The organism is Marinobacter sp. S0848L (assembly GCF_023016065.1).
Lineage (GTDB): Bacteria > Pseudomonadota > Gammaproteobacteria > Pseudomonadales > Oleiphilaceae > Marinobacter.
On record NZ_JALKAQ010000010.1, the window covers coordinates 100,091 to 113,340 of the forward strand.

The following is a 13,250-nucleotide window of genomic DNA, read 5'->3' on the forward strand; positions in this document are numbered from 1 at the left end:
CGATATTGGTGACCAAGCAGGATGGTAACACCTGTTTCACGCAGTACAACTTAAAAGCCTGTAAGCCGGCGGCAAGGCTGGTGTTAATGAAGCTGGCCTTCGTGGCCCTGGTCCAGATCTTCGGGGGATACGTTTTCAGCGGGCACGCGGTACTCTTCATTGGCCCAGGCCCCAAGATCGATCAGCTTACAGCGCTCGGAACAAAACGGTCGCCAGGCGTTGGCTTCAGACCATTCAACGGACTTTTTGCAAGTGGGGCATTCAACGTTCATGGGAGTCTATCCGGGCTGTGTGTATGAGCTGCCGGCGATCAGTTATCGGCAGGTGCGTGACAGTATTGTTCCAGCACTGCCCGCAACATTTCAAGGTTGACAGGTTTGGCAACGAATACATCCATACCCGCAGCGCGACACAGCTCTTCGTCTTTTTCCATGGCGCTGGCGGTAAGCGCTACCACCGGCACCCTTAAACGGTTGTTCTTTTGCTCCCAGGCCCGCAGCCGTCTTGTGGCTTCGAATCCGTCCATCTGGGGCATCAGACAATCCATGAAAATCAGATCAAAGGTCTTTTGTTGCCAGAGCGACATGGCGGCTTCGCCATCGTTGGCCGCGGTCACCTCGCACCCCAGTTTTTCAAGAAGTCGCTGGGTAAGGATGCGGTTCACCGGGTTGTCTTCAACCAACAGCACGTTCATGCGACCGCAAGGCAGCTCGTAGGGAGTGGCGCCGGAATCGGTCAAACCTTTTAGTGAAAAACGCGTGAGGAAGCGCCGTTCCTGTTGTTCGATATCACTGAACAACTGATTGAGCAGCGGGATCAAGTAGGATTCCCGCAACGCCTTGCTTAAAAATGCATCGGCGCCCGCTTGCCGGAAATGCTCGGCATCTCCGCGCTGGGGATTGGACGACAAAATCAGCAGGCGGGTTTCACGCCATTGTGCGTTGCTGCGGATTTGCCGGCACAGAAGGTCGCAGTCCATATCCGGGACAAAGCCGTCCAGAACAATGGCATGGAACGGGTCAGCTGCATCACAAGCCTGGCGTAGAGAAGTAAGAGCTTCACCTGCGGATCTAACCGCTTCAATCTGCAAGTCAAAACGGGACAACATTTCCAGAGTGATCTTGCTCGACAGCTCGTAGGAATCCACCACCAGAATGCGCCGGCCACGTACCATGCTGGAATCCGGACGAATGCGGGTTGCGCTGTCGCTGACTTCTTGCAGATTCAGTTCTACCCAGAATGTGGAGCCTTCGCCGAGGCGGCTTTCAACATCCAGCGCACCGCCCATTCGGTCAACCAATTGCCGGCAAATCGTCAAGCCCAGGCCCGCCCCGGGTAACTGCCGGGTAAAGCGTTGGCCCAGTTGTATATAGGGCTCGTAAACCAGTGGCAGCTCTTCGGGGTTAATGCCTTCGCCTGTGTCTTCCACTGCCAGCCGCAAGCGAACCTTGTTATCTTTGCGGCCGAGCACCTCAACGCTCACCAGAACGTGACCGGAATCGGTAAACTTGATGGCGTTGGCCAGCAGGTTGATCAACACCTGGCGGATACGAACCGGGTCCCCTATGACCGCCCAAGGCAGGCTTTCATCCACCCGCATTTCCATCGCCAGGCCTTTTTCACGGGCTCTGGCACCGAGCATGTGCACAAGATCGTTCAGGGTTTCCCGGAGATCGAACGGAATTTCTTCCAGCTCCAGCTTGCCCGCTTCCATGCTGGAAATATCGAGCAAGTCATTGAGAATAGACGATAGATTTTCAGACGCATTAATCAGCGTGCTGACGTATTCCGTTTGCTCCTGATCCAACGGGGTATCGGCCAGCAAGTGGGCGTAACCGAGTACCGATTGCAGGGGAATGCGCAGCTCATGGCTGACATTCGCCAGAAATTGATTCTTGGCTTGGTTCGCACGCACCGCTTCGTCCCGTTCACCGCGGGTTTTCACGGAAATCTGGCGCAGCGAGCGGGTGTCTTCCAGAATCTGCAGGCGCATCTTGTTCAGCGCTTGTTCCAGCTCTGAAAGCTCGTCTGGTTGGGCGGGCTTCTTCCGGCGCAACTTTAATGGGGCCACCAGTGCATCGAGATTAAGCTTGGCGGCATAGTCCGCCATGGTTTCCAGATGCCGTGAAAGCGCGACGCGCACGATCAACAACAAACCCAAGGTGCCCAGCATCACAACGATCGATTGGTACAACAGATTGATCAGGGCGCTGGCCAGAATTTCCTGATAAATACTTTCGACGGACGAAACCACCGTGAGTTGGCCCACTCTTTGCGGCTCTTTGAAATGGCTGCTTTTGAAGTCCAGAGGAAAGGTTTGGGAAATCGTTCGACCGTCGGGGTTGGTGCCTGAATTGAATTCCTGGTCGGTAGAGGTTTGTACACGTACGTACTGAATGTGAGGTACGTTGCGCAGGTCGTCGAGGTTGGCCGCGACTTCGCTGTAATTCAGCACCCACAGGTTCGAGCTTAAGCTGCCGGATATCAGATCAACGGCTCGGCTTTGGCCGGATTCCAGGCGCGATTTCTGGCGCTCGAATTCGCCAATCATCTGTACGCCTGTGGCCACCAGCGATAATACAAGGCTGTACAACAGCACCCACCCGAGTAACCTCAGGGCCAATGGGCGCACGCCCCAGCGCTTTAAAATCGGGTTTGAAGGCAAGTCACGAATTCCCTGTGTCGACAACAATTTATCCGCAGACAGTTTAACAGATGGACACAACTTCTACACGTACCTTTCCGGCGCCCGTGACAAAGCGAAAACGCACGTTCAGATCGTACAAATGCGCGCCATAAATACGGTCTTCATCCCGCCCGCGGCGGAACGACGGGCGAGGGTCGTAGCTGACAACATCTTCTATCAGGCCCCGAAGATCCGGGTAGTCAATCGGGGACAACGAGGCCAGTTCGGCCTCGGCTTCGGGGCTGATCACCACCTCAACACGATCCACCGGAGGCGTGTTTGCCCAGCCCAGCGAAGCATCAGGAATGGCATCGGCAAAAGGCAGATAAGGTTTGATGTCGAGAATGGGGGTGCCATCAATCAAATCGTGATCGCGAATCTTCAGCACCAGCCGGCCGTTTTTTCGCTCAAGCCCTTCGTTACGCACCACCGATAACCCCAAACTGTTGGGCCGAAACGGCGAACGGCTGGCGAACACGCCGATTTTCTTATTACCACCTAGCCGGGGAGGGCGCACTACCGGCCGCCATTCGGCACGCACCGCTTCATGAAACTGAAACGTCAGCCACAGATGACTGGCGGTTTCCAAACCCCGAAAGGCATCTTCCCGATCAAACGGCGGCTCAATCACCAAATCCGCATGGGCGTGGCGGGTAAGGCCTGGTTGGCGTGGCACGCCGAATTTATCTTTGAAGCAGGAGCGGGTGTAGGCGACAGGGGTAAGGGTTAAGGCTTCGGTTGCCGGTTTGCTTTTGTGTCGGGGTCGGGTCATGTCAGTCTCTATCAATGGTGCCGGCAAAATACATTTCGATGCGAAAGATTACCGAAGCTTGGTCTTTAAAGCTCTCCTCGCGGGGGAATTCTAACGCGGGAATAAGCTCGGCAAACAGCCAGTCTTCGTACACACGATAGCGCCAGGTCACATCCGCAAAATACGACGTGGTTCTCCATACCGGCTGGCTTTCACCGAGTATTCCGATTCTGGGCGAGATCACAGAGCGTGAGCTGGTGCGCTTTCGCAGACTAAAGAGTTGCGCTGCTTCGAATTTTCGGTCGGTGTGTACCCACTCCAGTTCCGACGATGTGAAGAAGTGCCAGCCATTCCACGCCGGCCGGTCTGCGCCGAACCAGGAGCGGGAGCCCCAGCCGGAGGAGTGGTAGTAATACACCCGTTGCTTAACCCCGATACGCCAGTTGTCTGCAGCCAGCCAGCGCTTGTCGGCCTCAAGCCGCCAGAACATTTCGGGCGGAAGCCGCAACCGGCCACCTACGTCCATCGACAAATTGATGGCATCGCCTACGTCCGTTAAATAGCGCAGTGCACCGGTGGTGTCGGTATCGGTTCGCTCCGGTTCGGTCAGCTGCCGATCCCGCTCGCGCTCGCCCAGTGGGACCAATTCATCGCTGTCGCTTTCGATAACCAGTCGCAGTTTTTTCTTCGTGGTGGGCAGATCCAGCCGAAAGCGTACCTCTGGTTTGAATTGTGCCGGGTCGCTGTACTCCGATTCCGCGGCAAAGCCTAGCCGAAGATAGCTTTCGTTGTTCGGTAAACCATGTTCCGAGCCGGATAACGTACGGTCTGCCCAGTTGCCAATGCTTTGAACCTTGCTACCGTGCAAGCGTTCCTGACGAATAACCCAGTTACTGGCACTCAACCACCAGGAATCGACCGGTTCGGCCCAGTATTCGCTGGGCTCCACGGTGTAGAACGACGCGGGTAAACGGTAAGGAGAGAGCTTATCCGCTAGGGAATCTTCCTCGACACTAATCGGGCCTGCACCGTGGACGTGCGCAGAGACAACCAATAGCAGCGGCAGAAGAAGAGAAAAGAACGGGAGGTAACGCAGAGGGAGCCCCTTAACTGAATTCTATCACCCACTGATTATGAAGCTCTGCCACCTGCCGCTCAACCTCAACCAAAGGCTGGTTGTTATCGATGATCGCGTCTGCTTTAGCGCGTCGATCTTGCCGAGCCATCTGCGCTGCCATAATGCGCTCCACCTGCTCGCGAGAATTGTTGTCCCGAGCCATGGTGCGCTCAAGTTGCACAGATTCCGGGACATCAACAACGAGAGTTTTGTTCACTAATGCGTGCTGATCGGTTTCCAGCAATAACGGTGAAACCAGCAAGGTGTAGGGCAGGGTGTAATTTGAAGGCTGCAACTGGCGGATAAGCTCTTCACGAATGATCGGGTGCAACAAAGCCTCAAGCCAAGCCCGCTCCTCCGGCTCCGCAAATACCTTCTGCCGCAACCAGGCCCGGTCCAGCGCACCATCGGCCTGCAACACCGCATCCCCAAAATGCTCAGCAATAGTGTTCAGCGCAGGCGTGCCCGGCTCAACCACCTCCCGAGCCACATCATCCGCATCCACCCAGTGCACGCCCAACTCACCAAACAGCCGCACCACCGTAGATTTTCCCGAACCAATCCCGCCTGTTAACCCGACAATCGCCAAACCTTGCTCCTAAACTCCAAGAAACCCATACCAGGCCGAAACTATCTCCGCCCCAAACCACAAACAAATCACACCAGCCACCGCCAAATAGGGCCCAAACGGAATCGGCACCTCCCGCCCATGCTTGCGAAACACCATCAAACTAATACCAACAACCGCCCCAACCAAAGACGACAGCAAAATGATCGCCGGCAACACCTGCCACCCCAGCCAAGCACCCAAAGCCGCAAGCAACTTGAAATCACCATGCCCCATACCTTCCTTGCCGGTGAGTAATTTAAACAGCCAGTAAACCGACCAAAGCGACAAATAACCCCCGACGGCGCCCCAGAAAGCGCTCTCGAAATCCGTAAGCATGCCGAAGTAATTCAGTACCAAGCCTAACCACATCAGGGGGAGGGTGATGCTGTCGGGCAGGAGCTGGGTATCAAAGTCGATCACTGTGAGCGCAACCAGGGCCCAGATTAGCAGCAACGCCCAAAGGGCGGCTTCCGTAGGGCCTAGCAAACAAACCGTGATTACTGAAGCGGCCGCAGTAATGGCTTCGATCAGTGGGTAGCGAGGTGAAATTCGCGTCTTGCACGAAGAACACTTTCCGCTGAGTAGTAGCCAGCTGATGACAGGGATGTTTTCCCAGGCGCGAATCTTATGGCCGCAAGATGGGCAAGTGGAGGCTGGTTTTGACAGTGTTATCTGCGTTTCGCTTTTGCGTTGTTCGTCTGAAACCTCTAGAAACTCTTCACACTGACAACGCCAGTCTTGGTGCATCATCTTGGGCAGGCGCAGGATAACCACGTTTAGGAAACTGCCGATGCAGAGAGAGACTATGGTGACGGTGGTATAGAGAAGCCAGGGGGTTGAGAGGAAGGTTTCTAGTGATGGCATTGGGGGCTCGTTTGTGAACTTTTTGCTCCCGAAGGAGCGTGAATCCGGTTTTCGGATCACCCTCTCCCATTGCGGGGGAGGGTGAGAATATTAGTGGTGTGTCGAAGAGTGATGAGATTAGTTAGCCGACAACCTGGCCCATCTGGAAAATCGGCAGATACATGGCGATGATCAAACCACCGACCAGTACCCCCAGAACTGCCATAATCATGGGTTCCATCAGCGCTGTCAGGTTATCCACCATGTCATCAACCACTGCTTCATAATGGACGGCAACTTTCTCAAGCATCTCATCCAGATTACCGGACTCTTCACCGATAGCTGTAAGCTGAACCGCCATCACGGGGAAAACGTCCTGCTGGCGCATGGAGGCCTGCAATTGCGTACCGCTGGAAACATCGTTTTTGATGTTTTGAATTGCGTCGCGATAAACCGCATTGCCCGTAGCGCCGGCTACAGAGTCCAGTGCATCCACCAAAGGTACACCCGCTGCGAAAGTGGTCGATAAAACACGCCCGAACTTCGCGACTGCAGACTTGTCGAGAATTTCACCGACTACCGGGAGCTTTAGAACGTATTTATCCACGATGTCCGAAAATTTTGGCGATCTGCGTTTTGCTTCCTTAAACAGAAAAATTGAGCCTACAATTCCAATTAGCACCACAAACCACCACGATTGCATCCATTCAGATAGCCTTACAACCATCTGCGTGAATACGGGTAATTCTGCGCCAAAGCCTTGGAATAAACTTTCAAACTGAGGAACTACCTTCACAAGCAAGATTGCTGTTACCACGATCGCTACGACAATAACCGCTATGGGGTATGTCATGGCTTTTTTGACTTTTTTCTTGAGCAGTTCTGTTTTTTCCAGGTAGGTCGCAATCCTGTCTAGCATAGCCTCCAAAGCACCTGCCTGTTCGCCCGACTCCACTAAGTTGCAGTAGAGATTGTCGAAATGCTTGGGGTGTTTGCGTAATGCAGCGGCAAAGCCAGTACCGGATGAAATATCATTCCGTATCGACATGACTAGCTCTTGTAACCCTTTGTTCTCGAGACCGTCAGCTACAATGTCAAAACTCTGCACCAAGGGCACCCCTGCTTTCATCATGGTTGCTAACTGGCGCGTCAGCATAGCGATGTCAAAAGGCGTAATCTTTTTGCTTCCCCCGAACAGCGGCTTCGGCTTCTTTTTGACTTTGTCTGGAATCACGCCCTGTTTGCGAAGCTGTGCTTTAACTAAAGCCAGACTAACGCCATTCATCTCGCCTTTGGTTTTATTACCTTTCCGGTCTTTGCCTTCCCAAACGTACGCTTCCAGCTTTTGCGATTTTTCTGCCATGCTTAGTCCTTCGTCACGCGGTTGGCTTCTTCAAGGCTGGTCACGCCCTGAATCACCTTCATCAGGGCAGACTGCCTAAGAGTACGGAAGCCCTCGGCCTGCGCTTTTTTAGCTATTTGAATCGAACTGGCCTCTTCCATAATCATGCTGGCCAGCTCGTCTGTAATCTTGACCACCTCGTAAATACCAACGCGGCCTTTGTACCCACCACTGCATTTATCACAGCCCTTGGGGCGGAACAACGTGAACCCTGTATCGATTTGTTCCTGTGTGAACCCTTCGGCTAAAAGCACGTCTTTTGGCACGTCTGCGGGTTGCTTGCAGCTACACAGCCGCCGGCCGAGGCGCTGGGCGATGATCAGGCTTACCGATGTGGCGATATTGAAAGAGGGCACCCCCATGTTCATCATTCGGGTGAGGGTTTCAGCAGCGCTGTTGGTGTGCAAGGTGGATAAGACCAAGTGGCCGGTCTGAGCTGCTTTGATGGCAATGTTGGCCGTTTCCAGATCCCGGATCTCACCGACCATGATTACGTCTGGGTCTTGCCGCAAGAAGGCGCGCAGAGCTTCGGCAAAACCGAGGCCGACTTTCGTGTTTACGTTTACTTGGTTAATACCTTCCAAGTTGATCTCGGCCGGGTCTTCTGCGGTCGAGATGTTGCGCTCGTTGGTGTTGAGAATGTTCAAGCCTGTATAGAGCGAAACCGTTTTACCGGAACCTGTCGGACCGGTGACGAGAATCATCCCTTGTGGCTGTTCGAGAGCTTCCAGGTAGAGTTGCTTTTGGTCTTCCTCGTAGCCAAGAACATCGATGCCCAGTTTTGCCTGGCTGGGGTCAAGAATCCGCAATACGATTTTCTCACCCCAGAGGGTCGGCAGAGTGTTGACCCGGAAATCAATCGCCTTAGTTTTGGATAGCTTCATCTTAATCCGGCCATCCTGCGGCACCCTGCGCTCGGAAATATCCAGTTGCGCCATTATTTTCACGCGCGCAGAGATTTTGGGAGCGAGTTTGATAGATGGGCGAGAGACTTCTTTTAATATCCCGTCTGTCCGGTAGCGCACCCGATAAGTCTTTTCGTAAGGCTCGAAGTGAATGTCCGAGGCGCCACCACGAATGGCGTCAAGGAGAATTTTGTTGACGTATTTTACGATTGGTGCGTCATCAACCTCTGCAGTTGGTACTGCGCTGTCATCTTCGTCGTCACTACCTTCGGTTTCAACGCCGTCGAGGTCAGCATCATCAAGATCTCCCATCGATGAGTCTTGAGATTCAAGGTATTTGTCTATCGCGGCCCGGAGCTTTGCGTCGTCTACTAAGACGGCGTCGGTACTTAGGCCTGTATTAAACTTGATCTCGTCCAGAGCTTGGATGTTCGTTGGATCGGAAACCGCGATGAACAACCTGTTACCTCTTTTATAGAGGGGCAGGGCTGTGTGTTTGCGTATCAGTTTCTCGTCGACGGACTTTTCCGGCATCATTTCTGGCAGGAACGACTCGAGGTCGAGAACAGAGATGCCGAACTCCATAGCGGCGGAAAATGCTAGTTTGGAGCTATCAGCTAGATCGTTCTGGGTGAGGTAGGTGATCAATGGGATGCGATTTTCGGATGCCTGGATGAAAGCATTTTTCGCAATGTCCTCGTCCAGAAGTCCGTCATCGACAAATCGACGGGCAAGGCCCGTTAGCGTTACGTTTCGGTTGTTGCTCGCCATAAGTGCTCTGAGAAAAGTCTTGTAAGTGGCTGAATCACGTCTTTATGAGCACAGAGTTTAGATGTAGTGGTTGAATTTGGAAAGGTTGTAGGGTCTAAGGTTCCACTTCTCATTATGGTTCTGTGAGGTCGTATTCAGATTGACCAAACAGCGTGCAGAGGTTTAGTGACGAAAAATGTCACTCATAGCCGTTTCGCGACTAAAGTTGTACCCAGTTAGTTGTGTGATCTAAGTCACGCAGTTGCTTTAACTTATTGAGTGAGCGTTGTTTTTTTATGTTATCTTGCATTTGGCACGGGCGATGCTTAACTTACACCAAGCTCAAAGCGGTCACGGGGTAATGCTCCACCGCCCCGGAGCTACTAAGAACCAAAACGACAATAGAGGTCGAATTATGCAAAAGATTCAAATGAATAAGGGTCAGCAGGGTTTTACTCTGATTGAATTGATGATCGTTGTTGCGATCATTGGTATTTTGGCTGCGATTGCTATTCCTCAATATCAAGATTATGTCGCACGTTCGCAGATGAATCGAGTTTACGGAGAGATTTCCGCACTTAAGACTTCAGCCGAAGAGCAATTGTTGCGTGGAGCAACTTTGAGTGGTGCGCTGAGTACGGTTGGTTTTACCGAGTCTAATTTGGTCAATGAGGGCGCCTCCACCGTGAGTAAGAGTGGCAATGATTACGTTATTGAAGCGGTACTGGGTGAAAATGCAAGCGTTGCGGTCACCGGAGCCAAGATACAATTGATCAGAACTCCTCAAGGAGCATGGTCATGCAACGTCAAGGATGGTACCGCAAATAATGGGTGGGATGACTCGTTCATTCCTGTAGGTTGCTCTAACACCTAATCCTGTTTATACAGTGAAAGGAGGCCTGAAGGCCTCCTTTTTTGTTTGTGATGGAAGACCGGAGTCAATATGCGTGGCAACGCTATGCGAATGTTTTGCGTGCTTATCTTTGGCTTGGCGATAACACCATTGGCTGGGGTGGTCGCTGTCTGGCCAGTTAACTCCGCATTGATTAATGCCGGGGTTTTCCTTTTTTCCGGTTTGCTTGTTGGCTCGGGATTTTTCGTCTCTAAAGATGCAAGCTTCAAAGTAAGTATGCCTGTAGTATTTTGTATTGCGCTGCTTGCATTGTTGATTGTCTCGGTTTTTATTAATTCTTATTCTTTTGAGGCATCTTGGCGCTGGTATTTTGTTAGTTTGACGTTTTCTGTTTTTGTAATACTTTCTGCAAGTGAAGTTAAAAGCCAGAATCCGATAGAGTTTAATTTTCTCCTAGCCAGAGCTCTGATGTACGGGTCTTTTATTTACTGCCTAGCCTCGATTGCCAAATTTTATGGAATTTTATCGTATTTTTTACCTTGGGTCGAAGCGTCATACGGCCGGTTGTCCGGGCTCATGAATCAGCCTAATTTGACAACAGCGGTTGCCTGGTTCGGACTGATTGCTGGTTCAGTGGTTTATAGCGGATCGAATAGAAAATTTCTAATTTTAAATATCGTAGTGCTTGGGTGGGTAATTGCATCTTCGGCTTCGAGAATGTCCTGGCTGATTCTGTTTGGCCTATTCGTATTTGTGCTTTTGAGTCGTTTGCCAAGGTTTGATGCGGTCGACGCGCATTCTACGCGAAAGAATTTAAGTTACGGATTGTTGGCTGTTTTCTTGATGTTGCTAGTCGTTCCTCAGATAAATAGTCTTTTTAGAAACCATTTGGTGGAGGTCAACTGGATTGAACGAAATATCGACGTGGCACTTATCGACCGGTCTGTCACGCAAGATGACGCAAGAATATCGGAGTTTTTAAAGCTTACGTCAGGGGTTAGTCAATTTTCACTGCGACAGCTTCTAGTGGGGGTTGGCCCGGGAAATTATCCAAATTTCTCTTACAGCGCGGATATGTCACTGCCGTCAAATGGCGTAGCTGCCTCTACTTGGCTACATTCCCATAATCTTTTTACGATGGTTTTCGTAGAGTTTGGTGTTTTTGGTCTGGTTCTTATCTTAATTGGTATATGTTATATCGTTAAAGTGGCTCTTTCGAAGCCAATGGATTCAAGTCGTTTCGTGGCTATAGGGGGATTGGGTGTTGTTTTTGTACATAGTAATTTGGAGTTTCCCCTCTGGTATCCGTGGTTTCTGATTATGACTTGCTTATTGATGGTGAGCCTTTTTGATGTTAAGTCACTTTATGCCGAAACTAAACATCTCAAGCCCATCCTTGGCTCGATAATCACGATAATGGCTGTAGCGTTAGTTATTAATTTGTCGGCTCAATATGGCCGGATAGTGAAAGTGGCCGTAACGCCGGATCCAGATAGAGAGCAACTTGCATCGCTTTCTCTTCTTGCCAATGACAGTTTGATGGGGCCTTATGCCATTTTGAGGAAATATCGCGATTTTGCTCCTGAAACAACAAATCTTGATTGGCAGCTTAATGAGGCTCGGCGGATGAAATTATGGCAGCCACGGGATCTTGTGGTTCTCCGGGAGTACTCTATTCTGGTGTTGAAGGGCGACGTCAATGAGGCGTGTCAGGTAGCTGAGTCAATCGCCTACCGATATCCAGCAGCTGCACCCATAATGCTCGACCATGCTCTTAAGTCAGTTGTGTTGAAACCTCAGGAAACAATTGTGCTTGCAAAATGCATTGAGCGGGGTTTGGCCCCAAGAGGAGAAACGATTCCATCGATGCAAAGCAAAAACCAAGACGCGTTATCGAGGATGTAGCTTCGTGTAGTTCTACGAATATTTTTATGTACCGGTGTGCAATGTTTTTTTCTGTGGTTATTTCTTAATGCTGTAGTTCGCTTACAATTTGTAGGTATGCTGTGAAGGGTGGGCTCCTAGTATTCGGTCTTGGGTTGCTAGCTGCGGTGTTCTTGCTCTCAATTGCGATTTGTCGCGTGCCGCCAAGGGGATAAACCTTATCGTGGTTGGTTAAAGTATAGCTTTGGTGACAGTGCAGCTTGATCTAGCATCTATAAATTAGCCTCTGTTTCAATGTTTTACTTTCGTGATATCTGTACAAAGCGCACTGACTGCGGATATTCACCGAAATTGCCTGCCTCAATCTGTTAGGCGGTTAACAGAATTACTGAGGGGTATTAAGATGGGCTGCGGTTTTGCTCCTTTTGGATTAGTGGTTCTTGTTGAAATTATTGGAATTCGTGTAGCAGCAATCTCCAGTGGCCAGTGCTACATAGAAAAAACGATAAAAAACGCAGCTCGTGAGTTGTCACGTCTACAGCCTAGCCCGGATTTCTCATGAGGGGATAAAAGAAAGCGGCTGAAAGTGCTATAGTTTCAGGACCTTACACCGTTCACTAAGCACCAACAGCCGCTATCCGAAATGGTACCTGAAAAACTGACCTTCTCGCCACTCTCTCGCCGTCAAATTGAAGCCGATTTCTCCGGTGGCCACATCACCGCCGATGCCGGATTGCTCCTGCTTCGCGAAGTCGACAAACAACACCGGCTCACTCAGCGCCTGGCTACGGTGCTGGACGATGCCCGTAATCCCGTGCTGGTTCGCCACAAGCTTCAAACCATGGTCCGGCAGCGGGTCTTTGGCGTGGCTGCCGGGTACGAAGACCTCAACGATCACGAGGCGCTACGCGCTGATCAGGCACTTCAGACCGCAACCGGTGAAGATGCCATTCTGGCGGGCAAATCGACCTTGTGCCGGATGGAACAGCGCGTGGACCGGCAGGCGGTGATCAACGCCCACGAACTGCTGTGGCATCACTTCATTGAACAGCACGAGACTCCACCCAAGGAAATTGTGCTGGATTTTGATGGCACTGACATTCCAGTGCATGGCGACCAGCCCGGCAAGTTCTTTAACGCCTACTACGATCACCATTGTTACTTCCCGCTGTACGTGTTCTGCGGCCGTCACCTGTTGGTGAGCTACCTGCGCACCAGCAATCGAAGCGACAGCCGCCACAGCTGGGCCATTCTGGCCCTGCTGGTGAAGTTCATCCGGCAGTACTGGCCGGATACCCGCATCGTGTTCCGGGGTGACAGCGGCTTCTATCGCCCCCGATTGCTGAGCTGGTGCTGTAAACATCCCCTAAAATCGGTGCATGCGTAATTAGAGTTCTCCGGCCTACAATGAGGCAAACGGAGAACGACATGAAGAAATCACGGTACAGC

The 13,250-nt window shown here is 51.6% G+C and carries 10 protein-coding genes and 1 pseudogene; 3 read left to right on the forward strand and 8 right to left on the reverse strand.

Annotated elements, in window-relative coordinates; genetic code table 11:
• Nucleotides 1-83: 83 nt before the first annotated feature.
• The 8 genes from yacG to pilB all read right to left on the reverse strand — a co-directional run bounded on the left by yacG (nt 84) and on the right by pilB (nt 9,085).
• Nucleotides 84-272: a DNA gyrase inhibitor YacG gene (gene yacG, locus MWU64_RS12430; RefSeq protein WP_247064707.1), complete on the reverse strand. Its 189-nt coding sequence runs from the start codon at nt 270-272 to the stop codon at nt 84-86.
• A gap of 38 nt (nt 273-310) precedes the next feature.
• Complete coding sequence (locus tag MWU64_RS12435; RefSeq protein WP_348645558.1) at nt 311-2,689, reverse strand: response regulator; 2,379 nt, start codon at nt 2,687-2,689, stop codon at nt 311-313.
• 19 nt (nt 2,690-2,708) lie between these two features.
• A complete protein-coding gene (tsaA, locus tag MWU64_RS12440) occupies nt 2,709-3,458 on the reverse strand; it encodes a tRNA (N6-threonylcarbamoyladenosine(37)-N6)-methyltransferase TrmO (RefSeq protein WP_247064708.1) in 750 nt (249 codons plus the stop codon).
• A gap of 1 nt (nt 3,459) precedes the next feature.
• Nucleotides 3,460-4,491 (reverse strand): hypothetical protein, encoded by a 1,032-nt coding sequence (locus MWU64_RS12445; RefSeq protein WP_247064709.1) that lies wholly within the window; start codon nt 4,489-4,491, stop codon nt 3,460-3,462.
• A 52-nt stretch (nt 4,492-4,543) separates the two neighbouring features.
• Nucleotides 4,544-5,143, reverse strand: coding sequence for a dephospho-CoA kinase (gene coaE, locus MWU64_RS12450; protein WP_247064710.1), 600 nt, complete (start codon nt 5,141-5,143; stop codon nt 4,544-4,546).
• 9 nt (nt 5,144-5,152) lie between these two features.
• Nucleotides 5,153-6,028: an A24 family peptidase gene (locus MWU64_RS12455; protein WP_247064711.1), complete on the reverse strand. Its 876-nt coding sequence runs from the start codon at nt 6,026-6,028 to the stop codon at nt 5,153-5,155.
• Between the two features lie 121 nt (nt 6,029-6,149).
• Nucleotides 6,150-7,370 carry a type II secretion system F family protein gene (locus MWU64_RS12460; RefSeq protein WP_247064712.1) on the reverse strand — a complete coding sequence of 407 codons (1,221 nt, stop codon included), beginning with the start codon at nt 7,368-7,370 and terminating at the stop codon, nt 6,150-6,152.
• 2 nt (nt 7,371-7,372) lie between these two features.
• On the reverse strand, nt 7,373-9,085 hold the full coding sequence (gene pilB, locus MWU64_RS12465) for a type IV-A pilus assembly ATPase PilB (RefSeq protein ID WP_247064713.1): 1,713 nt from the start codon (nt 9,083-9,085) through the stop codon (nt 7,373-7,375).
• Between the two features lie 394 nt (nt 9,086-9,479).
• Here pilB and MWU64_RS12470 point away from each other — a divergent pair, with 394 nt between their 5' ends.
• The 3 genes and pseudogenes from MWU64_RS12470 to MWU64_RS12480 all read left to right on the forward strand — a co-directional run.
• Nucleotides 9,480-9,938: a pilin gene (locus MWU64_RS12470; protein ID WP_281496355.1), complete on the forward strand. Its 459-nt coding sequence runs from the start codon at nt 9,480-9,482 to the stop codon at nt 9,936-9,938.
• Nucleotides 9,939-10,007: 69 nt separating this feature from the next.
• Nucleotides 10,008-11,822: a Wzy polymerase domain-containing protein gene (locus MWU64_RS12475; RefSeq protein WP_247064714.1), complete on the forward strand. Its 1,815-nt coding sequence runs from the start codon at nt 10,008-10,010 to the stop codon at nt 11,820-11,822.
• Nucleotides 11,823-12,444: 622 nt separating this feature from the next.
• Nucleotides 12,445-13,164: pseudogene (locus MWU64_RS12480) on the forward strand (IS1380 family transposase); the annotation flags it as partial.
• Between the last annotated feature and the right edge of the window lie 86 nt (nt 13,165-13,250).

Excerpts from the sequence above, each read along its gene's own strand:
- yacG (WP_247064707.1), bottom strand. The coding sequence starts at position 272 with ATGAACGTTGAATGCCCCACTTGCAAAAAGTCCGTTGAATGGTCTGAA.
- tsaA (WP_247064708.1), bottom strand. The coding sequence starts at position 3,458 with ATGACCCGACCCCGACACAAAAGCAAACCGGCAACCGAAGCCTTAACC.
- MWU64_RS12455 (WP_247064711.1), bottom strand. The coding sequence starts at position 6,028 with ATGCCATCACTAGAAACCTTCCTCTCAACCCCCTGGCTTCTCTATACC.
- MWU64_RS12460 (WP_247064712.1), bottom strand. The coding sequence starts at position 7,370 with ATGGCAGAAAAATCGCAAAAGCTGGAAGCGTACGTTTGGGAAGGCAAA.
- pilB (WP_247064713.1), bottom strand. The coding sequence starts at position 9,085 with ATGGCGAGCAACAACCGAAACGTAACGCTAACGGGCCTTGCCCGTCGA.
- MWU64_RS12470 (WP_281496355.1), top strand. The coding sequence starts at position 9,480 with ATGCAAAAGATTCAAATGAATAAGGGTCAGCAGGGTTTTACTCTGATT.
- MWU64_RS12475 (WP_247064714.1), top strand. The coding sequence starts at position 10,008 with ATGCGTGGCAACGCTATGCGAATGTTTTGCGTGCTTATCTTTGGCTTG.